Genomic DNA, 24,276 nt, shown 5'->3' on the forward strand with positions numbered 1-24,276 from the left:
ATCAATGCGGGGCGCAGCCCGCGGGTTCGAGAGTGACGCCGCTGTGCAGCAGCGCGCCGATCTGTGCGTCGCTATAGCCGGCCTCGCGCAGCACCTCCTGGCTGTGTTCGCCCAGGCGCGGCACCGGCCGCGCGCTCTCGGGCTGCGAGGCCGACCAGGTGCTGGGGTACGCCATCTGGCGGATGCGCCCTTCGCTCGGGTGCTCGGTGAAGCTGAAGAACCCGGTGGCCTGCAGGTGCGGGTCGCGCACCAGCGACTCCGGCGTGTGCAGCGGCATGGCAGGAATATCGGCCGCGTTGAACAACTCCAGCCATGCGGCGGTGTCACGGGTGCGCAGCAGCTGCGCGAGTTCGGCATAGAGCTCGACGATGTGCTCGGTGCGGCTCGTCATGCTGTGGTAGCGCGGGTCGCGCTCGTAGTCGTCCTCGCGGCCAAGCGCCTTGAGGAAAGCGCGCCAGTGCCGGTCGGTGTAGATCATCACGCACACATAACCGTCCTGCGTTTCGTAAGGGCGGCGGTCGGGGTTCATCATCCGCGCGTAGCCCATGCCACCCAGCGGCGGCTCGAAGGCGTGGCCCGCGAGATGGTCGCCGAGCACGAAGCTGGCCATCATCTCGAACATCGGGATGTCGATCTGCTGACCCTGGCCGGTGCGCGCCTGGTGGACCAGCGCGGCGTTGATCTGGCCCACGGCCCACAGTGCCACGCCCCGGTCGACGATGGCGGTGGGCGAATAACGCGGCTCGCCGCCGTCGGCCATGCGGGCCAAAGAGGGCACGGCCACCGCGCCCTGGATCAGGTCGTCGAACGCGGGCTTGGCCGCGTAAGGACCGTTCTGGCCGTAACCGAACAGGCCCGCGAACACGATGCGCGGGTTGACCTGGGACACCGCCTCGTAGCTCAGGCCCAGGCGCGCCATGGACTGCGGACGCAGGTTGTAGACCAGCACGTCGGCTTTCGCGAGCAGGTGCGACAGGGCTTGGACGCCCGCCGCCTGCTTGAGGTCAAGCACAAGGCTGCGCTTGCTGCGGTTGACGTTGAGAAACAGCGCGCCCATGCCCGGGTTGCGAAAAGGCCCGATGCCGCGCACCGGGTCGCCCACGGGCGCTTCGACCTTGATCACGTCGGCGCCCATGTCGCCCAGGATCTGCGTGGCGTACGGTGCCATCAGCATGGTGGAGAGGTCCACCACCTTCACACCGGCGAGAGGCCCGCTCATGACAGGCTCCCGACCAAAGCTTCGGCCGATAACCGAGCCTGCGGCCGGAACACCGGCACCGCCTGTCCGCCCGCGCTCTGGCGAAACGCCAGTGCGACACGTTGGCCGATGGCGATGCCGTCGAAGGCGCAATCGACGATGTGTGTCATCAGGGTCACGCCCTCGTCCAACGTGACGTAGGCGATCGCATAAGGCGGTTCGGCTCGGCGCATCACCGAAAACGCATAAACCCGGCCCAGGCCGCTCGCGGTGAACCACACGGTGTCTCCACTCAGGCAAAACGGGCAGACCGCGCGCGGGTAGAAGTGCGTCTGGCCGCAGGCATTGCAGCGCTTGAGCTGCAGCGTGCCGGCCTGGCAGGCCTGCCAATACGGCGCGGTTTCGCTGTTGACGAGAGGGTCGGGGTAAATGTGCTGTGGTTGTGATGTCATGCGTCGTTCCTTCCCAGGATCACCGTGGCGCTGCCCATGCGCGTGCCGATCGACCCACCCGTGCCGTGCGCCAGGGCCAGGGTGCAATCGCGCACCTGAACCCTGGGATGTGCTTCACCGCGCAACTGCCGCACGGCTTCGATCACCTTGGTCATGCCACCCCGGTTGCCCGGGTGGTTGTTGCAGAGACCGCCACCATCGGTGTTGAACGGCAGGCGGCCCACACCGGAGATGAGGTTGCCGTCGGACACGAAGCGACCGCCCTGCCCTTTGGCGCAGAAGCCTAGGTCCTCCAGCGTCATCAGCACGGTGATGGTGAAGCTGTCATAGATGGAGACGTAATCGATGTCGGCCGGTATGAGCCGCGCGTCGGCAAACGCGAGCGGGCCGGAGGTGACGGCACCGGTGTGCGTGAGGTCGACCCGGCCCGCGCTCAGGTGCTTGATCGCCGTGCCCTGGCCCAGCACCTTGACGCAGCGCGGACCGATCTCCCGGGCTTTCTCGGGACTGACCAGCACCAGCGCGCCACCGCCATCGCTGACCACGCAGCAGTCCAGCCGGTGCAACGGGTCGGCCACCAGCGGGGAGTTGACAACATCCTCGACCGTCACCACCTCGCGCAGCATCGCGCGCTCGTTGTGCTGCGCGTGGTGCGAGGCCGCGACCTTGATGGCCGCCAGTTGTTCGCTCGTGGTGCCGTGCTCGTGCATGTGGCGCTGGGCCGCCATGGCGTACAGGTTGGTGATGAGCGGGCTGTAGGGCTGCTCGAATGCCACGTCGGGTGCGCCACGCCCATAGTCGCGCGCGCCCACGCTGGACATGCCTTCGGCGCGCGGACGCCCCGCCAGCGTGATCAGCGCCACCGAGCAACGGCCTGCCGCAATGGCATCGACCGCATGGCCCACATGCGCGATGTACGAGGAACCACCGGTCTCGGTGGTGTCGATGTGGCGCAGGTTCAACCCCATGTACTCGGCCATCGACAGGCCACCCAGGCCCGGCGCATCGCCGGCGCAGAAGTAGCCGTCGACATCGCAGCTTTCCAGGCCGGCGTCGCGCAGCGCGCCCAGGGCCACTTCGGCATGCAGTTGGGGAACGGTCTTGTCGACGGCTTTGCGCGTCGGGTGCTCGAAGGCGCCGGCAATGTAGGCCTTGCAAGGGCGGCTCATGAACGAAACTCCAGGTGCGTACAGGTGTGGCGCTTCCTGACGTGCCCCACGCCGGAGGCACATCACGCCAATGAGGTTCGGGTTCCCGCGCGCGGTGTCAGCGCGCGGGTTCGGTGGCGGCGCTCAGGGCTTGGCGCCCTCGGGCAAACGGATGTCGAAGCGCTTGAGCGTGGCGGCCAGGCGCGTGCTCTCGGCGCGCCATTCCGCCTGGTCTTGCGCGGCCGTTCCGGTGGCTTTCAAAGCCAGGCCGGCCTGTTCGAGCTTGGTCTTGAAGGCCTCGGTCTTGGCCACCTGCAGGATCGCGGCGTTGATCTTGTTGACGATTGCATCGGGTGTCTTGCCCGGCGCGGCCACGGCGATCCAGGGCAGCCAGTTGTTGGCCTCGTTGAACTCCCGATAGCCCGACTCGATCATGGTGGGCGTGTCGGGCAGCTGCGGCAGGCGTTGTGGCGAGGCCACCGCGAGCGCGCGCAGCTTGCCGCTCTGAATCTGCTGCAGGCCACCCGAGAGGGTGTAGACACCGAAGGTCACGCGACCGGCGATCAGGTCCATCGTGCCGGGCGCCTGCCCGCCGTAGTTGATCTCTTGCGCGGTACCGTTGACCATCTTCGCGAAGATCAGGTAGGCCAGGCCCGAGGGTGTGAGCTGGGCCTGGCCGATGGAAGCGTAGGTCACGTCGTTGTTCTTCTTCTGCATCTGCGCGGCCAGGTCCTGGATGGACTTCACGTTGGAGACCGCGCCGGTCATGAAGATCACCTCGTAGTTCGTGAAGATCGAGATCATGCGGAAGTCTTCGAACGGCTTGTAGTTCACCGTCTTGTCCAGCATGGGCAGCACCACGAACTGCGGCGTGCCGCCGATGAGCAAGGTGTGGCCGTCCGGTTCGGCACGCGCCACGATTTCGGCGGCGATCTTGCCGGTTGCACCTGGCTTGTTGTCGACCACCACCGGCACGCCCAGGATGGGCGAGATGGCTTCGGCCAGGATGCGCGCGGCCATGTCACCAGGGCCGCTCGTGGTGTAAGGCACCACCAGCCGGATCGGCCGGTTCTGCAAGGTCTGCGCGTGCGCGGGCAGCGCCAGGCTGGAGAGGGTCGCCCCTCCCATCAACAGGCAGGCCAAAAAGCGTCGTGTGAGTTTCATGGTTGTTCCTTTCCGGTGGTGAAAGCTGTCTCGATGTAGTTCGAATATGCGCACAGTATACGTTTATGAGTTGATTGCGCAAGCCAAAAAAGGCTTTTTCCTCGTTTTTTCGTACGTATAATGGATTTTCGTACTTATATACGAACTTCAAAACGCATTATTGGAGATCCGTTGATGACCCGATTGCTTCTCAAGGGCGTGCCCGGCTCGCCCTACACGCGCAAGATGCTGGCCGTGCTGCGCTACCGCCACATCGCCTATCAGGTGGCGGTGCCGAACGCGCCCCATCTGGCGCACCTGCCCACGCCCAAGGTGGAGCTGCAGCCCACCTTCTACCTGCCGAACGCGGCCGGTGACATCGAAGCGGTGACCGATTCAACGCCCCTCATCCGCCGCTTCGAAATGGATTTCGCCGAGCGCGCCGCGCGCCCCCATGATCCAGTGATCGCCTTCATCGATAGCGTGCTGGAGGACTACGCGGACGAGTGGCTGACCAAGGCGATGTTCCACTACCGCTGGCATTTCGATGCCGATATCCGCAAGGCCGGCAACCTGTTGCCGCGCTGGCGCAGGCTCACCGCGTCCGACGAAGAGATCGCGGGCCTGTCGGCGGCATTCACGCGGCGGCAGATCGACCGCCTGCGCTTCGTCGGCTCCAACCCGATCACGGCGGACGTGATCGAGGCCAGCTACCGCCGCTTTCTGAGCGCCTTCGAAGCCCACCTGAAAACACAGCCCTTTCTGATGGGGCACCGCCCCGGTGCGAGCGACTTCGCGGTGTACGGCCAACTCAGCCAGCTCGCGCACTTCGACCCCACCTCGGCGGCCCTCGCGCTGGAATTCGCGCCACGCGCCTGCGCCTGGGTGGGACTGGTCGACGACCTCTCCGGCCATGAACCGCAGGACGCTCATTGGGTCTCCCGCGACGCACTGCCCCCCACGCTGATGCAACTGCTCGCTGAAGCCGGGCGCACCTATGTGCCGGTGATGCTGGCCAACGCGCGGGCGCTCAAGGCCTCGTCCCGGCAGGTGCAGACGCGGGTCGATGGCTTGCCCTGGGTGCAGGGCACATTCCCCTACCAGGGCAAGTGCCTGCGCTGGTTGCGCGAGGAATTCGCGGCCTTGTCGGCCAGCGATCAGGCCAGCGTGAACCGCATTCTTGAATCTTCGGGCACCACGGCTCTGGTGCACGAAGCGCTGTGATCACAGCGCGCGCGGTGTCACGTGGTTTGCGCCGGCGCGCCGCCGGCCATGCGCGTGCATTCCGCGGCCGCCTGGATCAACAGCCGCTCGTTCTCCTCGGCGCGGGCCTGCACGCGCGCCACTGGCCCGGCGACCATCAGCGCCGCGACGATGCCACCGTCCGGCCCCAGCACCGGGGCGGCGAGAGCCGCCGCCCCCGGAATCCGTTCTTCCACACTGCGCGAAATGCCTTCGCGCCGCACGCGCGCGATTTCGGCCTGCAAGGCCTCCACGCCAGTGATCGTGTGCGGCGTGAACTTCTTGCGCGGCGTGGCCTTCAGGTAAGCCTTGAGCCGCGCGGGCTCGAAGTACGCCATCAGCATGCGCCCCATGGCCGTGCAATACAGCTCGCGGCGCTCGCCCACGGTCACGGCATAGCGGATGGGGCTGGCGCTCTCCACCTTGTCGAGGTACACGGCCACATCCTCGTCCTCGGCCAGGCCGCAGAGCACCACGGTCTCGCCCGTGGCCTCGGACAACGCGACCAGCACCGGGCGCACCAGCTCGCTGAGTTGCCGGCCGGCCAGCGCGTGCATGGCCAGGGTGTGGATGCGGCTGCCGATGAAATAGCGCCCCGCTTCGTCGCGCACCAGGCAGCCCTCGGCGGTCAGGCCACCCAGCAAGCCGACCAGGCTGGTCTTGGGGGAGTCGGTGATGCGGGCCAGTTCGGACAAGGTGGCGCCGGCACGGGCGCCGGCCACCGAGTCCAGAATCGCGAAGATTCGGCCCACCGATTGGGGTCCGACCCGTTGGCTGTCCGGTGTGTTCGGCTGATCTGCCTTCGGTGTTCGCATGCGGGCTCTCGATGAGGCGGGAAGATGGGAAGAGGCGCCGTCGTGGGGCCCACGAGTCGAGCGCGAAGTTTACGCGATCACCTGATGGGCTTGACCGTCCATGTTCGCATGATAGTACACTGTACCAATATAAGAATTATTCACACACAGGAACCATACCCTCATCACGAAGGAACTTCATGCTCGACTACGAGAACGTCCGGAACTGGACCTCCGGCGACATTGCCTACACCTGCTCTCCTCAGAGCGCGATGCTGTACGCGCTCGGCGTGGGCATGTCGCAAGATCCGCTCGACCGCGATCAACTGCGCTACACCACGGAGAAGGACATGCGTGTGCTGCCCAGCATGGCCACGGTGCTGGCGCATCCGGGCTTCTGGATCCGCGACCGCAAGGAGATGGGTATCGACCACGTGCGCATGGTGCACGGCGAGCAGGCTTTTCAATTGCACCGCCCACTGCCGTCCAGCGGCGCGATCATCGGGCGCAGCCGGGTGACGCGGGTGGTGGACAAGGGCGCGGGAAAGGGCGCGCTCATCCACGTGGAGAAGCGTCTGTTCGACGCCACCTCGGACGCGCTGCTGGCGGTGTGCGACTCGGTCGTCTTCTGCCGGGGGGATGGCGGCTTTTCCGCCAACGGCGGCGGCGACCCCGCGGGTGAGGCGCCCAAGGCCACCCCCGATACCGCGCCCGACCTGGTGGTGGACCTGCCCACCCGCCCGGAGACCGCGCTGATCTACCGGCTCTCGGGCGACTACAACCCGCTGCATTCCGACCCCGACGTGGCCACCGCCGCCGGCTTCCCCCGCCCCATCCTGCACGGCCTGGGCACCTATGGCGTGGCCTGCCACGGCCTGGTCAAGGCCTTCTGCGGCTACGACGCCGCGCGCCTGAAATCGATGGGTGCGCGCTTCTCGGCACCGACGTTTCCGGGCGATGTGATCCGGCTGGAATGTTGGCGCACGGACGAGGGCATTGCCTTCCGCGCCCGCGTGCCCGCGCGCGACGTGACCGTGCTGAGCCACGGCCACGCGGTGTGCAGCGAAGTTTGAGCCCTCGGAAAAGTCAACAGCCCCGGCTACTTCCGCGGCGCGGGGGTTACTTTTGAAGTGCCGCGATGCGCTCTTCGATCGGCGGGTGCGTCGAGAACAGCTTGCCCAGGTTGCCGGTGATGCCCAGGGCCTGCATGGTCTTGGGCAGTTCCCCCGGGGTCAGGCCACCCAGGCGGGCCAGCGCGTTGATCATCGGTTGTTTGCGACCCATGAGGCTGGCAGCACCCGCGTCGGCGCGGAACTCGCGCTGGCGGCTGAACCAGGCCACGATGATGGCGGCGAGGAATCCGAGCACGATGTCCATCACGATCGTAGTGACCATGTAGCCGATGCCAGGGCCGGAATTGTTGTCGCTGCCGCGGCGCAGGAAGGCGTCCACCGCATAGCCGATCACGCGGCTCAGGAACACCACGAAGGTGTTCATCACGCCCTGGATCAGCGTCATGGTGACCATGTCGCCGTTGGCGACGTGCGCCACCTCATGGCCGATCACGGCCTCGACCTCTTCCTTGGTCATGTTCTGCAGCAGGCCGGTGGACACCGCAACCAGCGCGGAGTTCTTGAACGCACCGGTGGCGAACGCATTGGGCGCGCCTTCAAAGATCGCGACTTCGGGCATGCCGATGCCGGCCTTGTCGGCGAAGCGGCGCACCGTCTCCACGATCCAGGCTTCGTCGGCGGTCTGCGGCTGGTTGATCACGCGCGCACCAGTGCTCGCTTTTGCCATGAACTTGCTCATGAGCAGCGAGATGGTCGCGCCGCCAAAGCCGATCACGAGCGAAAAACCAGCCAGCGCCGTCATGTTCAGGCCGTTGGCGGTGAGGAAGCGGTCGACGCCCAGGATGCGGGTGGTGACCAGCAACACCGCCATGACGGCGAAGTTGGTCAGAACGAACAGAAAGACGCGTTTCATGGGGGCTCCGGTGGTTGTCTTTGGGATGAAAACGATGCGTATGTGGGTGCGGCGGAACGTTCTTCAAGCCGCGTCGGCGTTCACACCTGGGGCAGCAGGATGCGGCGCTCCCACGCGCTGATCTCCTGGAGGAAATGGTCGTGCTCCAACGCCTTGACCGCCAGGTACGCCCGCACGAAACGTTCGCCCAGCAGACGCGGCGCATGCACGCTCCGGGCCATTTGTTCGTGGGCGGTGGAAAAAGTTCGAGGCAGACCACGCGGCAAGTCGTAGCCGTTGTCCTGCACCGGGTCGTCGGGCAAGCGCCTCTCCTCCAGGCCTGCCAGTCCGGCGGCCAACGTGGCAGCGATGGCGAGGTAGGGGTTGGCGTCCGCGCCGGCCAGCCGGTTTTCCACCCGACGCGCGGCCGGTGGGCTCACCGGCACGCGCAGGCCGGTGGTGCGGTTGTCGTAGCCCCACGCGACGTTGATCGGCGCCTGGCTGCCGGCGACGTAGCGGCGGTAGGCATTGACGTTGGGCGCGTAAACGAGCGTGAAGTCGGGCGTGTAGGCCTGCAAGCCCCCGATGTAATGCAGGAAGGCGTCGCTGGCCGAGCCGTCGGTCTGGCTGAAGATGTTTCGCCCCTTGGTGTCCACCACACTCTGGTGCAGGTGCATCGAGCTGCCGGCCTCGCCTGCGATGGGCTTGGCCATGAAGACGGCGTTCAGGCCGTGCTGCAGCGCGATCTCGCGCGCCGCTGCCTTGAACAGAAAGGCCTGGTCGGCCACGGCCACCGGGTCGCCATGCAGCAGGTTGATCTCGTACTGACACGGGCCGACCTCGTGCAGCCAGGTGTCGGCGCGGATGCCCAACGCGTCGATGGCGGCGTGGAACGCATCCCAGAACGGTGCCCATTCGTTGAGCGTGTTCAGGCTGAAGGCCGACTGCCCTACTTCGGGGCGGCCACCGCGTCCGGTGGGCGCGGTCAGCGATTGTGTCGGATCGGTCATGGCCGCGGTCAGGTAGAACTCGATTTCGGGCGCCACCACGGGCGTGAGACCCAGGGCCTGGTAGCGCGACACCACATTCTTGAGCACGGAGCGCGGCGCGAACTCGCACAGGCTGCCGTCGAGCTCCACGCAGTCGTGCACGGCCAGGTAGCGCGGCACGCTGGCCCAGGGCGCGCGCTTGAGCGTGGCCAAATCGGGAATGAGGCGCACGTCGGGGTCGGCGTCGGGGAACACCTTGTCGTACGAATACTCGCCCGTCACGCACTGCATGGGAATCGCCTGGCAGATGCGCAGCTCGCCACCCGCAGCGAAGCTGGCGGCGGGCATGAGCTTGCCGCGCGGGTAACCGGTGACGTCGGCGAACAGGCACTCCACGTCGCGCACGCCACTGGCGCGGAAATGCGCGGCCAGCTCGGCACGGTCGGCGGCACGCGCCAGGTTCAGGTGAGACCACGAGGGCGAGGCAGTTGCGTTCATGTTGCGGTGGCGTTGTCGGTGCGCCGGGGACGGAACACCTGGGCATCGGCATAGTAAGCGGGATCGCTGTTGGCCTGCGCCCACCCTGGCACCCCCAGCACCGGCAGCGGCGTGAAGGGCTTGCGCGCCAACGACGGCGCGTTCAAGGTCTGCGCCAGCCAGGCGTCCCACGCGGCGAGATCGTCACCCAGAGATATGGGCACCGGTTCGCGAAACACGTGGGCGGTGATCGACTTGTAGGGCCTCACCAGCTTCTCCAGCAGCGCGTGGCCAAAGAGCACCAGCCGGGCCTGCGCCCAGAGTGGGCGCAGCGTGACGAACAGGGCGGTCCATTCCCGCGCCACCAGCGCGTCCCACAACGGCGGCGGCGCTTGCAGCAGAGCCGCGTTTTCGTCGAACAGGGTGAGCGCGTCGCGCACCGGCCCGCGCACCTCGCGCACACCATCGGCGGCAATCTGTGCCGCTTGCAACTGGTTCAGACGCTGCTTGGCGAGTGGGAAGCGCAGCCAGCACAGGCCATTGAAGAAATCGTGAAGGTTCTCGCGCGTGGGCACGGCGCTGGTGTCGAAGATGAACTGCTCGTACGCGGCACCGGCGGGCAGTTCGGCTTGCGACACGAAGCGCACCGGGCAGGCCCCCACGGCCTCCAGCGCCTGCGGCAGCTTGTCTCCCTGAACCAGACGCCCATGCACCGCGCGCCCCGTGGCCGCGCAAGGCGCGAACCAGGGCCCGGCCCAGTCGATCGCGTCGGTGATCGGGCTCAGGCGACCAACCTCCAGGGCAAGACCTCGCCACCACGCAAGGGCTTCAAATCGGCCTCGCCGAAGCGGAAGCTCTCGGGCGAGGTCCAATGCTCGCGCTTCAAGGTGATGGTGCCGCTGTTGCGCGGCAGTCCATAGAAGGCCGGGCCGTGCACACTGGCGAAGCCTTCCAGCTTGTCGAGCGCACCGGCATTGTCGAAGGCCTCGGCATACATCTCGATGGCTGCGTGCGCGGTGTAGCAACCGGCGCAGCCCAGGGCGTGTTCCTTCAGATGGGCCGCGTGCGGCGCGCTGTCGGTACCGAGGAAGAAGCGGTCGCTGCCGCTGGTGGCGGCGGCCACCAGGGCCTGGCGGTGAAGCTCCCGTTTCAGCACGGGCAGGCAGTAGTAGTGCGGGCGGATGCCACCGGTGAAGATGGCGTTGCGGTTGAACAGCAGGTGGTGCGCGGTGATCGTGGCCGCCGTGAACGGACCGGCCTCGGCAACGTATTGCGCGCCTTCCTTCGTGGTGATGTGTTCCATCACGATCTTCAACTCGGGGAAGTCGCGCCGCAGCGCAATGAGCTGCTCGTCAATGAACACGGCCTCGCGGTCGAACAGGTCGACCTCGGGGTGGGTCACCTCGCCGTGCACCAGCAACAGCAGGCCGGCACGCTGCATGGCTTCGAGCGTCTTATAGGTCTTGCGGATGTCGGTCACACCCGCGTCGCTGTTGGTGGTGGCGCCCGCGGGATAGAGCTTCAAGGCGACCACGCCGGCATCCCGCGCGCGCACGATTTCATCGGGCGGCAGGTTGTCGGTGAGGTAGAGCGTCATGAGCGGCTCGAACCTCATGCCGGCAGGCACGGCGGCGCGGATGCGATCGCGGTAGGCCAAGGCCTGCGCCGCGGTGGTCACCGGCGGCCTGAGGTTGGGCATGATGACCGCCCGGCCGAACTGCGCCGCACTGTGCGGCACCACGGTGTGCAGCGCCTCGCCATCGCGCACGTGCAGGTGCCAGTCGTCGGGTCGGGTGATGATGAGGGTCTGTGGGGCGGTCGAGGTGTTCATGCCTCGATTCTCGCAAACCTGCAGAAGATCTCACGGCACCTTGTCGGTGGGATATTTCCAGAAATCCCGCAGCAGGTAGCTCATAGGCAGGTTCAGAGACACGCCTTTGGGCGGGATGGGCTGGGTGAACCAGGTCGCGTAGATCGCCTGGATCTCACCGCTGTAGATGAGCCGTCGCATCTCATCGTCCACGATTTTCTTGAATGCCTCGTCGTTCCGGGGCAACATGATCGCCAGCGGCTCGGTCGTGAAGAAGCGGCCCACGACCTTGAGGGAAGCCGGGTCCGACCGTGCCGCGGCCAGACCGAACAGCAGCACGTCGTCCATGGCAAAAGCGTCGACCTCACCCTTCTCGACCATGCGCACGGCCTGTTCGTGGTCGTCAGCTTCCACGACACGCATTGGAAACCCACGCTCCCGGACCAGGCGACGCAGCGCATCCAGCGGCGTCGTGTTCCGGGTGGACACCACCACTTTGAGGCCAGGGTGATCCAGCCGGTCTACCGCGCTGTCGCGGCGGACCATGAGCCGTGCACCGGTGATGAAATGGGGAATCGTGAAAGCCACCCGCTGGCGGCGCGCAGCGTTGTTGGTGGTGGAGCCACACTCCATCTGGGCCAGGCCCTGCTCCACCGCCTCCAGTCGGTTGGAGGGTGTCACGGCAAGGTAGCGCACGTCGAGCACGCTCAATCCCAGCTTGCGTTGCACCGCCTGAGCCAGGCGGCGGCAGACGTCGAGGGCGTAACCCACCGGTTTGCCCGAGCCGTCCAGGTACGAGAACGGTACGGAGGATTCACGGTGAGCCAGCACCAACACGCCATCTTTCGCCACACGGTCCAGCACCGGACCGGCCTGGGCAACGGCCATGCTGGCCAGACAGACTCCGACGAAGACACTGCGCACGCAAGTTGCAAGGATCGAGAACACAGCGGCACCTCCCAAAGAATGCAGGGAGCATAGGGGAAGGAACCTCCGAAAGACCAATGCCCATCCCGCATCCGGCCATGTGACCGGTATATGCGGATGGGCCGGCGGCTCAATGCGCCAGGATCTTGTTCAGGAAATCCTTGGTGCGCGGCTGACGCGCTTCGGGGTTGCCGAAGAACTCGTCCTTGGAGCAGTCTTCCAGGATCTTGCCGCCCACGTCCATGAAGATCACGCGGTTGCCGACCTTGCGAGCGAAGCCCATTTCGTGCGTCACGCACATCATGGTCATGCCTTCATGGGCCAGGCCAATCATCACGTCCAGCACTTCGCCCACCATTTCCGGGTCCAGCGCCGAGGTGGGTTCGTCAAACAGCATCACGATCGGGTCCATCGACAAGGCGCGCGCAATCGCCACGCGCTGCTGCTGACCGCCCGAGAGCTGGCCCGGGAACTTGTCCTTGTGGGCGATCAGGCCCACGCGCTCCAACATCTTCAGGCCGCGCTTCTTGGCTTCGTCGGTATTGCGCCCCAGCACCTTGATCTGCGCGATCGTGAGGTTTTCCGTCACCGAGAGGTGCGGGAACAGCTCGAAGTGCTGGAACACCATGCCCACGCGGCTGCGCAGCTTGGGCAGGTTGGTCTTGGGGTCGTGCACCGCCACGCCGTCCACCGTGATCTCGCCCTTCTGGAAAGGTTCGAGCGCGTTGATGGTCTTGATGAGGGTGGACTTGCCCGAGCCTGACGGGCCGCACACCACGACCACTTCACCCTTCTGGATGTTGGTGGAGCAATCGGTCAGCACCTGCACGGGGCCGTACCACTTGGAGACATTCTTGAGTTCAATCATGGCAATTCCTGCGTTTCGTGTACGTCGGCTTCAACGGATGATGGCAATCTTCTTGTGCAGGCGCTTGACCAGCCAGGACAGCGCATAACACATGATGAAGTAGATGACCGCAGCGGCGAGATAGGCCTCGATCGGGCGGCCGAAGTTCTTGCCCGCCACCTCGAAGCCCTTGAGCATGTCGTAGGCGCCGATGGCATACACCAGCGAGGTGTCCTGAAACAGGATGATGGTCTGCGTGAGCAGCACCGGCAGCATGTTGCGAAATGCCTGCGGCAACACCACCAGCTTCATGTTCTGGCCATAGCTCATGCCCAGCGCCTGCCCGGCGAACACCTGGCCACGCGGGATCGACTGGATGCCCGCGCGCATGATCTCGCTGAAGTAGGCCGCCTCGAAGGCGATGAAGGTGATCACCGCCGACGCCTCGGCACCGATGGGCCGCCCGATCAGCAGCGGCACCAGCAGGAAGAACCACAGGATCACCATCACCAGCGGAATGCTGCGCATGCCGTTGACGTAGATGGTGGCCGGTGTTTCCAGCCAGTTCTTGCCCGACAGGCGCATCAGCGCCAGGATGGTGCCGAAGAGGATGCCGCCAATGGTGGCGACGATGGTCAACATCGCGCTGAAATACAGGCCCTTCAACACGAAGTTGGTGATGAGGTCCCAGTTATAGAAGGAAAAGTCGAGGTTCAAGTTCATCTCAATGGCCTCCCGTTCCGCCGGCCACGATGAAGCCCGGTATGCGCGCACGCTTCTCGATGAAGGCCATGATGCGGTTGATGGCGAAGGCCGAGATGATGTACAAGCCGGTCACGGCCAGGTACACCTCCACGCCGCGCGAGGTTTCTTCCTGCGCCTGCATCGCGAACATGGTGAGTTCGGACACCGACACCGCGAACGCCACCGAGGAGTTCTTGAAGATGTTCATGGTCTCGCTGGTCAGCGGCGGGATGATGATGCGAAACGCCATCGGCAGCAGCACGTAGCGGTAGTACTGGAAGGTGGTGAAGCCCATCGCCATGCCGGCATAGCGTTGCCCGCGCGGCAGCGCCTGGATACCTGAGCGCACTTGCTCGGCGATGCGCGCCGAGGTGAAGAATCCCAGGGCGAAGACCACCAGCACGAAGCCAGGCACGTCCCGCATGGCCGGGAAGATCGCAGGCACCACGTGGTACCAGAGGAAGATCTGCACCAGCAGGGGAATGTTGCGGAACAGTTCCACCCAGGCATTGCCCAGGCGCACCACCATGGGTCGGTCGGGCAGCGTGCGCAGTGTGCCGATCACGATTCCGAGCACCAGGGCCAACAGCAAGGCCAGCAGCGAGACGGACACGGTCCAGCCCCACGCGGAGAGCATCCAGTCCAGGTAGGTGATGTCTCCGCCTTTGCCAAAGCAGCTCGCCACCGGCTGCCTCTCAATGGTGTCCTCGCAGAACACCTGCCAATCCCAGGCCATAAAAGCACCTTCTCTTCTCTTGTTGTTTGTGAATGGCGCTGTTCACCGCACAGCGCGCCAACCTCTACGAAAACGCCCCTTCAAATGAATCACTTGAAGGGGCGTGCTTGAAGCTCGTGACCGATTACTTGACGGTGTACTCTTCCATCGGCTTGTCGTTCGGGTTCGCCCACGCGGCCTTGGTGGCCTCGGACATCGGCAGACCGATCTTCACGTTGGCGGGCGGGATCGGCTGCATGAACCACTTGTCGTACAGCTTGGCCAGCGAGCCATCGGCGATCTGGCGCTTGATGCTGTCGTCCACGGCCTTCTTGAAGGCAGGATCGTCCTTGCGCAGCATGCAGGCGATCGGCTCCACCGACAGCACTTCACCGACGATCTTGAAGTCGGCCGGGTTCTTGGCCTTGGAGGCATTGGCCGCCAGGATGGAGCCGTCCATCACGAAGGCATCGGCACGGCCGGATTCGAGCAGCAGGAAGCTGTCGGCGTGGTCCTTGCCCATGACTTCCTTGAAGTCGATGCCTTCGGCGCGCTTGTTGCGGCGCAGGGTCTGCACCGAGGTGGTGCCCGTGGTGGTGGCCACGGTCTTGCCCTTGAGGCTTTCAATACCGGTGATGCCGGAGTTGGCCTTGGTCAGGATACGCACTTCTTCCACATAGGTGGTCACGGCGAACGACACATCCTTCTGGCGCGTAGCGTTGTTCGTGGTGGAGCCGCATTCGATGTCCACAGTGCCGTTCTGCACCAGCGGAATGCGGTTTTGCGAGGTCACGGGCTGGTATTTGATATCCAACTTGGACAGGCCCAGCTGCTTCTGGATATCGGCCAGTACACGTTCACCCATCTCGGTGTGAAAGCCGACGTACTTGCCGTTGCCCAAGGTGTAACCCAGGCCAGACGATTCGCGCACGCCCAGGGACACACTGCCGGACGCCTTGATCTTGGCCAGCGTGTCGCCGGCTTGAGCGAAGGCGCTGCTGGCGGCCAATGTGGTGACGGCCAATGCAAGCAGGTGTTTTTTCATAAAGATCTCCTTCATTGTGAACAAAAACGAACAGAACGGATGACAACCGAACGCTCAGCGCCGATCGGGCTGCAGGCGTTTGCATGATGCCCCTTACGCAAGCTTCGTTCCACCCCGGGAATTCCCACCCCGTCGGGAAACAAAACGGGCGACTCTATCCGGCGCAAAGAACAAACGCCAATGCCGATGGCGATCGCGATCATGCAAAGCCGTCATGTCCGAACTTACCCCTATGGCAAAGACGTTCGCGCGACGCTAGTCACTCTTGGGACATAAGGTCAGCCGACCGCCTGGCGCTGGCGCAGGTCGTTCCAGAACTTCTCGACCGATCCCTTGATCTTGCGGCCCATGGGTTTCTCGCGGTAGATGCGGATGTCGAGCGCGATCTCGAGCCCGTCGCCCGCCGGCACCAGCTTGCGCGTGCGCACCTCCTTGCGCACCGCGCTGGCCGGCAGGAAGGCGATGCCGTGGCCTTCCAGGGCCATGGCCTTGAGGCCCTCGGCCATGTCGGTCTCGTAAATACGGTCCAGGTGCACCGGCGCGGCGCTCTGCTTGAGCATCTGGTCGACCGCTCGTCCCAGGTAGGCGCCGGGCGCGTAGGCGAGATACGGCAGGGGCTGCTGCTGCGTGCCAGGCAGGCTGTGCTGCGGGCGGCCGTCGGCGTCCGGGCGCACATAGGGCGCCAGCAGCTCGGTGCCCAGGGGCAGCATCTCGTAGCGCGTGGCATCGAGCTGGATCGGCTGCGCGGCGTGGTGGTAGGCGATCAGCAGGTCGCAACTGCCTTCCACCAGACGCAGCACGGCGTCGTGCACGTTCAAGGCGATCAGGCGGCTCTTGATCGGGCCGCAGGTCTCGCGCAAGCCGGAGAGCCAGGAGGGGAAGAAGGTGAACGCCAGCGTGTGCGGCAAGGCGAACTCGATCACGTCCTGCCCCGCCGCCGTGTGCGCGCGCAGCATGGCCCGGGTGCTTTGCAGCGAATGCAGCATTTCCAACGCCTGGTCGTACAGGGTCTGGCCCGCGGGCGTGAGGCGCGTGGGGTAGGACGACCGGTCCACCAGATCGGTGCCGGCCCAGGCTTCCAGCGACTGGATGCGGCGCGAGAAGGCGGGCTGCGTGACGTGCCGCAGCTGTGCCGAACGGCTGAAGCTGCGGGTTTCAGCGAGGCTGACGAAATCCTCGAGCCATTTGGTTTCCATGAACGGCGATTATGGGGTGCCGTGGCCCATCTCCGTCGGGCGCGCCCCCGCGCCCGTCAGGTGTCCTTGGAAATCTTGATCGACGGAAACTTGCTGGAAAAGTCCTTCGCCTTGGCCGCGATCGACAGGGCCACCTGGCGCGCCACGCTTTTGTACAACCCGGCGATCTCGCCGTCCGGATCGGCCACCACCGAAGGCCTCCCGCTGTCGGCCTGCACGCGGATGCTCAGGTTCAGCGGCAAGGCACCCAGGTAGTCCATGCCGAACTCGGCGGCCATGTGCTTGCCGCCGTCGGCGCCGAAGATGTGCTCCACATGGCCGCACTTCTCGCACACGTGCACCGCCATGTTCTCCACCACCCCCAGAATCGGCACCCCGACCTTCTCGAACATCTTGATGCCCTTGCGCGCGTCGAGCAGCGCGATGTCCTGCGGTGTCGTGACGATCACCGCGCCGGTCAGCGGCACGCGCTGCGACAGCGTGAGCTGGATGTCGCCCGTGCCGGGCGGCATGTCGACGATCAGGTAGTCCAGGTCTTTCCAGTTGGTTTGGCGCAGCAACTGTTCCAGCGCCTGCGTGGCCATCGGGCCGCGCCAGATCATGGCTTCGTCGCGGTCGATCAGGAAGCCGATGGAGATCACCTGCACGCCGTGGTTCTCCAGCGGCTCCATGGTCTTGCCATCGACACTTTCGGGCCGGCCTTCGATGCCCATCATCATGGGCTGGCTGGGGCCGTAGATGTCGGCGTCCAGAATGCCGACCTTCGCGCCCTCGGCCGAGAGCGCCAGCGCCAGGTTGACCGCGGTGGTGCTCTTGCCCACACCGCCCTTGCCCGAGGCCACGGCCACGATGTTCTTCACGTTAGGCAGCAGCTGCACGCCCCGCTGCACAGCGTGGGCGATGACCTTGGTGTGGAAGTCCACCGACACCGTCTGCACCCCCGGCACCGAACGGGCCGCGGCGGTGAGCGCCTCGCGCAGGGCCGCGTGCTGGCTGCGGGCGGGGTAGCCCATCTCCACCTCGAACGAGACATCCCCACCCACGACCTGCAACTGCTTGAGCGCCTTGGTCGACACGAAATCCTTGCCGGTGCCCGGGTCGGTCACGGCTTGCAGCGCGGTCAACAGCGCCTGGGAATCAACGGACATGGAAAACGGTCTCCAGAAAACAGGCCAAGAAGTTGGGGGCAGGGGGCGCCAAGTCTACCGTCGTGCTCCTGCGCGGGTCATTCACACAGATGCCATGAGGGCATAGCCTCGTAAAATCGCGCGTTCCCCGACAGAAAGCCCCCTCCCATGAGCCAGCCGCGACGCCTGTTCGTCACCACCGCCCTGCCCTATGCCAATGGCCATTTTCACATTGGCCACATCATGGAATACATCCAGGCCGACATCTGGGTTCGCTTCCAGCGCATGCAGGGCCACGAGGTGAACTTCGTCTGCGCCGACGACGCGCACGGCGCGCCCATCATGATCGCCGCCGACAAGGCCGGCAAGACGCCGCAGCAGTTCGTGGCCGACATCGCCGCCGGCCGCAAACCCTACCTGGACGGCTTTCACATCGGCTTTGACAACTGGCACAGCACCGATGGCCCGGAAAACCACGTGCTCGCGCAGCAGATCTACCGTGATCTCAAGGCCAACGGCCTGATCGAAACGCGCACCATCGAACAGTTCTTCGACCCCGAGAAGAACATGTTCCTGCCCGACCGTTTCATCAAGGGCGAATGCCCCAACTGCCACGCCAAGGACCAGTACGGCGACAACTGCGAGGTCTGCAGCAAGGTCTACAGCCCGACCGACCTGATCAACCCCTACTCCGCACTCTCGGGTGCCAAGCCGGTGCTCAAGCAATCGGAGCATTTCTTCTTCAAGCTCTCCGACCCGCGCTGCCTGGCCTTTCTGGACCAATGGACGCAAAGCGGCGCGGTGCAGCCCGAGGTGCTCAACAAGATCAGCGAGTGGATCGAGCCCGACGAGCACGGCAAGACCAAGATGGGCGACTGGGACATCAGCCGCGACGCGCCCTACTTCGGCATCGAGATTCCCGATGCCCCGGGCAAGTATTTCTATGTGTGGCTGGATGCGCCCGTGGGCTATCTCGCGTCGCTGAAGAATCTGTTCGACAAGACCGGCCGCGATTTCGACGCCTTCATGGCCGACCCAGCCACCGAGCAGTTCCACTTCATCGGCAAGGACATCATCACCTTCCACACGCTGTTCTGGCCGGCGATGCTCAAGTTCAGCGGGCGCAAGGTGCCCAACGCGGTCTTCGTGCACGGCTTCCTCACCGTGAACAACGGCGAGAAGATGAGCAAGAGCCGCGGCACCGGCCTCGACCCGCTGAAGTACCTGCAACTCGGCATGAACCCCGAGTGGCTGCGCTACTACCTGGCGGCCAAGCTGTCGGCGCGCAACGAAGACATCGACTTCAACCCCGAAGATTTCCTGCTGCGGGTCAACAGCGACCTGATCGGCAAGTACATCAACATCGCCTCGCGCGCGGCCGGCTTCATCGCCAAGCGTTTCGATGGCCAGCTGGGCGAAGTGTCCGCCGACGGCGATGCCTTGCTCGACCACCTGCAGAGCGCTTCGGCTTCCATCGCCGAGTTGTACGCCGAGCGCGAATACGGCAAGGCCCTGCGCGAGATCATGCTGCTGGCCGACCGCGTGAACGCCTACGTAGACCAGAACAAGCCCTGGGAGCTGGCGAAGAAAGAAGGCATGGATGGCCGGCTGCACGACGTGTGCACCACCTGCATCGAAGCCTTCCGCCTGCTCACGCTCTACCTCAAGCCCGTGCTGCCCGCGCTGGCCGTTCAGGTGGAAGCCTTCCTTCAAAGCGGCCCGCTGCACTTCGCCGACACGGCGCGCCTCCTTGGCAAGGGCCACGCCATCAACGTCTACCAGCACCTGATGCAGCGCGTGGATGTGAAGCAGCTCGACGCCCTGTTCGAGCCGCCGCCTGCCCCGGTAGAGGAAGCCCCCCTTCCCGGCGGTGAAGCCATCGCCGACACCATCACCATCGACGACTTCGCCAAGATCGACCTGCGCATCGCGCAGATCGTCAACTGCGAAGCGGTGGAAGGCTCCACCAAGCTGCTGCGCCTCACGCTAGACGTGGGCGAAGGCCGCACGCGCAACGTGTTCAGCGGCATCGCCAGCGCCTACAAGCCCGAAGACCTGGTGGGCAAGCTCACCGTGGTGGTGGCCAACCTGGCGCCACGCAAGATGAAGTTCGGTGTGAGCGAAGGCATGGTGCTGGCCGCGAGCCACGCCGACGAGAAGGCGCAACCCGGCATCCACGTGCTCACCCCCTGGCCGGGCGCCACGCCGGGCATGCGGGTGCATTGATCGACAGGCCGTGTTCAAACCGATCCGAGGCTTCACCAGTCTGCAGCGCACGCCGCAGACCGACCTGAAACTCGGCTCGGTACTCGCCTTCGTGGCGGGCGCCGCCAATGCCGGCGGACTCTTGGCCGTGGGCCAGTACACCTCGCACATGACGGGGATCGTCTCCTCCGTCGCCGACCACCTGGTCCTGGGCGAACTCAGCTTGGCGCTGGCGGGACTCGGCTCGGTACTCGCCTTTCTGCTCGGCGCCATGACCACGGCCTGGCTGGTGAACTGGGGCATGCGCCGCGACCTGCGCAGCGCCTATGGCCTGCCGCTGGTGCTGGAAGCCGCCGCGTTGCTGGTCTTCGGCCTCTTCGGCTCCGCCATGGGCTTCATGACACCCGTCTTCCTGCCGCTCACCGTCATCCTGCTGTGCTTCATCATGGGCCTGCAGAACGCCGTCATCACCAAGATCTCGAACGCCCGGATCCGCACCACGCACGTCACTGGGCTGGTGACCGACCTCGGCATCGAGCTGGGCAAACTGCTCTATGTGAACCGGCACACCCACGCCCGGCAGGTGCGGGCCGACCGCGACCGACTGCGTGTGCACGCACAGCTGGTGGCCTGCTTCTTCCTGGGGGGTGTGGTCGGCGCGCTCGGCTTCAAGCATCTGGGCTTCATCAGCACCGTGCCCCTGGCGCTGCTGCTCCTGCTCCTGGTGATGCGCCCGGCGCTGGACGACTGGCAACGGCTGCGCGAGGCGTGAAGCCTGCGCGGCGCTTTCAATTCCGGTCCAGCTCCGGATCGCGCGTCGACATCGTCGACACGACTTTCAGATCCGGATCGAACACGACGGTGAAGATCTTCGACGTCTCCCTGGACGCACCTTCGAGATAGCGCCAGTCGTAATGCGTCTCGCGCTTGAGCGCGTAGGTGGTGATTTTCATGGGCTTGCCCAGCATGCGGCGCACCTGCTCCATCGGCATGCCGGGCGTCACCTGCGCAAAGGTGCGCGGGTTGAGCACCTGGCGCAGCGCGGCCATCTTGCCGTCGGGCCCGATGGTGATCATGTAGTTCACGCTGCCCTCGGGCTGGCGGTTGTACTCGTAGATCTGCGCGCCGTCCTCGCCTTCCCAGATGTTCTCCGGCTTGCCAAAGCGCTCGCGCACATCGGCCTCGGTGGACACGCCCTCTTCCAGCTCGCTGATGTTCACCGGGTCGCAGGCCGCCAGCAGACTGCCCAGACCGATCAAGGCCAACACGCTGCGTGCGCCGCGGCACAGTTTGCCCATCGTGGATTGCATCTTGCTTGTCCTATGTCAAAAGACCAGTCTACTGCCGCGCCGAACATCGCAAACGCCATCCGCCTCGCGACCCGTACCCAAAGGTAACATCGATCCATGCGCCAAGGTCTTCCGCCCCTTGCCCCATTTCGCCCGCGCCTGTTGCAGGCTCTGCGCGGCTACGACCGCGACAAGCTGGCGCGCGACGTCGGCGCGGGGGCCACGGTAGGCATCGTGGCGCTGCCGCTGGCCATGGCCTTCGCGATCGCCAGCGGCCTCAAGCCCGAAGCGGGCCTGTGGACCGCGATCATCGCCGGCTTCCTGATTTCGGCCCTGGGTGGCACCTCGATGCAGATCGGCGGGCCGGCCGGCGCCTTCATCGTGATCGTCTACGGCATCGTCGAGCGCTATGGCGTGGCCAACCTGCTGATCGCCACCGCCAGCGCGGGCGTGCTGCTGTTTCTGATGGGCCTGCTGCGCCTGGGCACCCTGGTGCGCTATGTGCCGGTGAGCGTGGTGATCGGCTTCACCAACGGCATCGCGGTGCTCATCGCCCTGTCGCAGGTGCGCGACTTGCTGGGCCTGGAGATCGCCCACATGCCGGCCAGTTTCTTCGGCCAGATGAACGCGCTGGCGCGCCACATCGAGAGCTTCAACCCGTTCGCCTTCGCGCTCGGCGGCCTGTGCGTGCTGGGCCTGGTGGTGTGGCCGCGCCTGTGGGCAACGGACTCTCGCTTTCGCCGCCAACTCGCCGCCATCGAATCGCTGGACAAGGTCAGCGCCCTCAAGGCCACGTCACGCCTGCCAGGGCCGGTGGTGGCGCTGGTCACGCTCACCTTGCTGGCCTGGGCTCTGGCGCTGCCGGTGGAGACCATCGGCACGCGGTTCGGCGGCATTCCTCGAGGCGCGCCGACGTTCGCGCTGCCAGATTTCTCCTGGGAAACGGTGCGCCTGCTGGTCACCCCCACGCTCACCATCGCGATGCTGGGCGCCATCGAGTCGCTGCTGTGCGCGCGCGTGGCCGACCAGCTGAGCGATGCGCCCAAGCACGACCCCAACCAGGAACTCATGGCGCAAGGCATCGCCAACACGGTGGTGCCCTTCTTCGGCGGCATGCCCGCCACCGGCACGATCGCGCGCACGGTGACCAACATCCGCTCCGGCGCGGTCTCTCCCGTGGCGGGCATCGTGCACGCGGGCACCCTGGCGCTGGTGGTCCTGCTGGCCGCACCGCTGGCCTTCCACATTCCGCTGGCGGTGCTGGCTGGCGTGCTGCTGTTCGTGGCCTGGAACATGGGCGAATGGCGCGAGTTCGCGCGCCTCAAGCAGTTCAGCAACCACTACCGGCTGATGCTGCTGTCCACCTTCTTCGTCACCATCGTGTTCGACCTGACGGTGGCGGTCGAACTCGGTTTGGTGCTCGCGGTGGTGCTGTTCGTGCGCCGGCAAAGCGAGATCTTCCGCGCCGAGGCGGTGGCCCGCACCGAGCAGCAGGCCACCTACAGGCTCGTGGGCTCGCTGTTCTTCGGCGCGGTGGCCAAGATCGATCCGATCGTGGCCGAGGTGGAGCGCTCGCCCACGCCGGTCAACGTGATGCTGGACGCCAGCCAGTTGATCTCCCTGGACACCACCGGCCTGGACGCGCTGGAGCAACTGCACAAGGCCGTGCACAAGCGCGGTGGGCACTTGGGCATGGTGGGGCTGCACCCGCAGCCGCGCTCGCTGATCGAGCGCTCGGGGTTCGCCACGCGGCTGAGCACCTGCCAGTGAACCTGGCTGGCGCAGGCGATGCCAACGGCAACGCGCTGCGAAAGCCGCCGCTCAGAAATGCACCACGGTGCGGATCGACTTGCCTTCGTGCATGAGATCGAAGGCCTCGTTGATCTCGCTGAGCTGGCGGGTGTGCGTGACGAAGGGGGCGAGCTGGATCTCGCCCGACATGGCGTCCTGCACCATGCCGGGCAGCTCGGTGCGGCCCTTGACGCCGCCAAATGCTGTGCCCAGCCACTTGCGACCCGTCACCAGCTGGAACGGCCGCGTCGAGATCTCCTTGCCCGCGCCAGCGACGCCGATGATGACGGACTGGCCCCAGCCCCGGTGCGCGCACTCCAGTGCTGCACGCATCACGTTGACATTGCCGATGCATTCGAACGAATGGTCCACGCCCCAGCCCGTCATCTCCACGATGACTTGCTGAATGGGCTTGTCGAAGTCCTTGGGGTTGACGCAATCGGTCGCGCCGAAGGTCCGCGCCAGGTCGAACTTCGACGGGTTGGTGTCGATGGCGATGATGCGTCCCGCCTTGGCCAGCTTCGCGCCCTGCACCACCGCCAGGCCGATGCCGCCCAGACCGAACACGGCCACCGAATCGCCTTCCTGCACCTTGGCGGTGTTCTTCACCGCGCCCAGGCCGGTGGTCACGCCGCAGCCCAGCAGGCAGACTTGCTCGGGGTTGGCTTGCGGGTGAATCTTCGCCAGCGAGACCTCGGCCACCACGGTGTACTCACTGAACGTGGAGCATCCCATGTAGTGGTAGAGCGGCTGGCCCTGGTACGAAAAACGCGTGGTGCCGTCGGGCATGACACCTTTGCCCTGGGTGGCGCGCACGGCCACGCACAGATTGGTCTTGCCGGACTTGCAGAACAGGCATTCGCGGCATTCGGCGGTGTAGAGCGGGATCACGTGATCGCCGGGCTTCACGCTGGTGACGCCTTCGCCCACTTCCACCACGATGCCCGCGCCCTCGTGGCCGAGGACGGCCGGGAAGAGGCCTTCGGGGTCTTCACCGGACAACGTGAACGCGTCGGTATGGCACACGCCGGTGTGGGTGATCTTCACCAGCACCTCGCCCTTTTGCGGTGCGGCGACGTCGATTTCGACAATTTGCAGGGGTTCTCCGGCCTTGAAGGCCACGGCGGCGCGCGATTTCATGGGTCTGATCCTTTGGACGTGATAGCAGCGCG

At 65.5% G+C, this 24,276-nt stretch carries 24 protein-coding genes; 5 read left to right on the top strand and 19 right to left on the bottom strand.

What is annotated here, in order from left to right; genetic code table 11:
* Position 1: 1 nt before the first annotated feature.
* The 4 genes from F9K07_RS24755 to F9K07_RS24770 form a co-directional block, all read right to left on the bottom strand.
* A complete protein-coding gene (locus F9K07_RS24755; RefSeq protein WP_159595941.1) occupies positions 2-1,219 on the bottom strand; it encodes a CaiB/BaiF CoA transferase family protein in 1,218 nt (405 codons plus the stop codon).
* Complete coding sequence (locus tag F9K07_RS24760; RefSeq protein WP_159595942.1) at positions 1,216-1,650, bottom strand: Zn-ribbon domain-containing OB-fold protein; 435 nt, start codon at positions 1,648-1,650, stop codon at positions 1,216-1,218. Before F9K07_RS24760 ends, F9K07_RS24755 begins: the two co-directional genes overlap by 4 nt.
* The gene (locus F9K07_RS24765; RefSeq protein ID WP_159595943.1) at positions 1,647-2,819 is read right to left on the bottom strand and encodes a thiolase domain-containing protein; all 1,173 of its coding nucleotides are present in this window, start codon (positions 2,817-2,819) and stop codon (positions 1,647-1,649) included. Before F9K07_RS24765 ends, F9K07_RS24760 begins: the two co-directional genes overlap by 4 nt.
* Before the next feature lie 123 nt (positions 2,820-2,942).
* Positions 2,943-3,962, bottom strand: coding sequence for a Bug family tripartite tricarboxylate transporter substrate binding protein (locus F9K07_RS24770; RefSeq protein WP_159595944.1), 1,020 nt, complete (start codon positions 3,960-3,962; stop codon positions 2,943-2,945).
* A gap of 174 nt (positions 3,963-4,136) precedes the next feature.
* Between F9K07_RS24770 and F9K07_RS24775 the strand changes: the two genes are divergently transcribed.
* Positions 4,137-5,165, top strand: a complete 1,029-nt coding sequence (locus F9K07_RS24775) for a glutathione S-transferase N-terminal domain-containing protein (RefSeq protein WP_159595945.1) — start codon at positions 4,137-4,139, stop codon at positions 5,163-5,165.
* Between the two features lie 17 nt (positions 5,166-5,182).
* Here F9K07_RS24775 and F9K07_RS24780 read toward each other — a convergent pair whose 3' ends face one another.
* Complete coding sequence (locus F9K07_RS24780) at positions 5,183-5,935, bottom strand: IclR family transcriptional regulator (protein ID WP_159595946.1); 753 nt, start codon at positions 5,933-5,935, stop codon at positions 5,183-5,185.
* A 242-nt stretch (positions 5,936-6,177) separates the two neighbouring features.
* On the opposite strand from F9K07_RS24780, the gene F9K07_RS24785 reads away from it, so the two are divergent.
* A complete protein-coding gene (locus F9K07_RS24785) occupies positions 6,178-7,050 on the top strand; it encodes a MaoC family dehydratase (protein ID WP_159595947.1) in 873 nt (290 codons plus the stop codon).
* Between the two features lie 46 nt (positions 7,051-7,096).
* On the opposite strand, the gene htpX is transcribed toward F9K07_RS24785, so the two are convergent.
* From htpX to apbC, 12 genes are all read right to left on the bottom strand, one after another.
* On the bottom strand, positions 7,097-7,963 hold the full coding sequence (gene htpX / locus F9K07_RS24790; protein WP_159595948.1) for a protease HtpX: 867 nt from the start codon (positions 7,961-7,963) through the stop codon (positions 7,097-7,099).
* Between the two features lie 80 nt (positions 7,964-8,043).
* Positions 8,044-9,429 carry a glutamine synthetase family protein gene (locus tag F9K07_RS24795; protein ID WP_201451477.1) on the bottom strand — a complete coding sequence of 462 codons (1,386 nt, stop codon included), beginning with the start codon at positions 9,427-9,429 and terminating at the stop codon, positions 8,044-8,046.
* Complete coding sequence (locus F9K07_RS24800) at positions 9,426-10,184, bottom strand: DUF3025 domain-containing protein (protein ID WP_159597093.1); 759 nt, start codon at positions 10,182-10,184, stop codon at positions 9,426-9,428. The genes F9K07_RS24795 and F9K07_RS24800 overlap by 4 nt, the downstream gene beginning before the upstream one ends.
* A gap of 5 nt (positions 10,185-10,189) precedes the next feature.
* The gene (gene pyrC, locus F9K07_RS24805; protein ID WP_159595949.1) at positions 10,190-11,239 is read right to left on the bottom strand and encodes a dihydroorotase; all 1,050 of its coding nucleotides are present in this window, start codon (positions 11,237-11,239) and stop codon (positions 10,190-10,192) included.
* A 30-nt stretch (positions 11,240-11,269) separates the two neighbouring features.
* Positions 11,270-12,106 carry an amino acid ABC transporter substrate-binding protein gene (locus F9K07_RS24810; protein WP_159595950.1) on the bottom strand — a complete coding sequence of 279 codons (837 nt, stop codon included), beginning with the start codon at positions 12,104-12,106 and terminating at the stop codon, positions 11,270-11,272.
* A 169-nt stretch (positions 12,107-12,275) separates the two neighbouring features.
* Positions 12,276-13,013 (bottom strand): amino acid ABC transporter ATP-binding protein, encoded by a 738-nt coding sequence (locus F9K07_RS24815; RefSeq protein WP_159595951.1) that lies wholly within the window; start codon positions 13,011-13,013, stop codon positions 12,276-12,278.
* A 30-nt stretch (positions 13,014-13,043) separates the two neighbouring features.
* Entirely contained in the window at positions 13,044-13,715 is a 672-nt protein-coding gene (locus F9K07_RS24820) for an amino acid ABC transporter permease (protein ID WP_159595952.1), read from the bottom strand.
* A gap of 1 nt (position 13,716) precedes the next feature.
* Positions 13,717-14,472 carry an amino acid ABC transporter permease gene (locus F9K07_RS24825; RefSeq protein WP_159595953.1) on the bottom strand — a complete coding sequence of 252 codons (756 nt, stop codon included), beginning with the start codon at positions 14,470-14,472 and terminating at the stop codon, positions 13,717-13,719.
* A gap of 124 nt (positions 14,473-14,596) precedes the next feature.
* Complete coding sequence (locus tag F9K07_RS24830) at positions 14,597-15,496, bottom strand: transporter substrate-binding domain-containing protein (protein ID WP_159595954.1); 900 nt, start codon at positions 15,494-15,496, stop codon at positions 14,597-14,599.
* An 11-nt stretch (positions 15,497-15,507) separates the two neighbouring features.
* Positions 15,508-15,699 carry a hypothetical protein gene (locus tag F9K07_RS24835; RefSeq protein ID WP_159595955.1) on the bottom strand — a complete coding sequence of 64 codons (192 nt, stop codon included), beginning with the start codon at positions 15,697-15,699 and terminating at the stop codon, positions 15,508-15,510.
* Positions 15,700-15,774: 75 nt separating this feature from the next.
* Entirely contained in the window at positions 15,775-16,692 is a 918-nt protein-coding gene (locus F9K07_RS24840; RefSeq protein ID WP_159595956.1) for a LysR substrate-binding domain-containing protein, read from the bottom strand.
* A 56-nt stretch (positions 16,693-16,748) separates the two neighbouring features.
* Positions 16,749-17,840, bottom strand: coding sequence for an iron-sulfur cluster carrier protein ApbC (apbC, locus tag F9K07_RS24845; RefSeq protein ID WP_159595957.1), 1,092 nt, complete (start codon positions 17,838-17,840; stop codon positions 16,749-16,751).
* A gap of 147 nt (positions 17,841-17,987) precedes the next feature.
* On the opposite strand from apbC, the gene metG reads away from it, so the two are divergent.
* On the top strand, positions 17,988-20,045 hold the full coding sequence (gene metG / locus F9K07_RS24850; protein ID WP_159595958.1) for a methionine--tRNA ligase: 2,058 nt from the start codon (positions 17,988-17,990) through the stop codon (positions 20,043-20,045).
* A gap of 10 nt (positions 20,046-20,055) precedes the next feature.
* Complete coding sequence (locus tag F9K07_RS24855; RefSeq protein WP_159595959.1) at positions 20,056-20,796, top strand: YoaK family protein; 741 nt, start codon at positions 20,056-20,058, stop codon at positions 20,794-20,796.
* Between the two features lie 16 nt (positions 20,797-20,812).
* On the opposite strand, the gene bamE is transcribed toward F9K07_RS24855, so the two are convergent.
* Positions 20,813-21,334, bottom strand: coding sequence for an outer membrane protein assembly factor BamE domain-containing protein (gene bamE, locus F9K07_RS24860; protein WP_442907347.1), 522 nt, complete (start codon positions 21,332-21,334; stop codon positions 20,813-20,815).
* Positions 21,335-21,430: 96 nt separating this feature from the next.
* Here bamE and F9K07_RS24865 point away from each other — a divergent pair, with 96 nt between their 5' ends.
* Complete coding sequence (locus F9K07_RS24865; protein ID WP_159595960.1) at positions 21,431-23,083, top strand: SulP family inorganic anion transporter; 1,653 nt, start codon at positions 21,431-21,433, stop codon at positions 23,081-23,083.
* Between the two features lie 51 nt (positions 23,084-23,134).
* Here the strand turns inward: F9K07_RS24865 and F9K07_RS24870 are convergent, their stop codons facing one another.
* Positions 23,135-24,244 carry an S-(hydroxymethyl)glutathione dehydrogenase/class III alcohol dehydrogenase gene (locus tag F9K07_RS24870; RefSeq protein ID WP_159595961.1) on the bottom strand — a complete coding sequence of 370 codons (1,110 nt, stop codon included), beginning with the start codon at positions 24,242-24,244 and terminating at the stop codon, positions 23,135-23,137.
* Between the last annotated feature and the right edge of the window lie 32 nt (positions 24,245-24,276).

This window comes from Hydrogenophaga sp. BPS33 (genome assembly GCF_009859475.1).
Taxonomy (GTDB): domain Bacteria; phylum Pseudomonadota; class Gammaproteobacteria; order Burkholderiales; family Burkholderiaceae_C; genus Hydrogenophaga.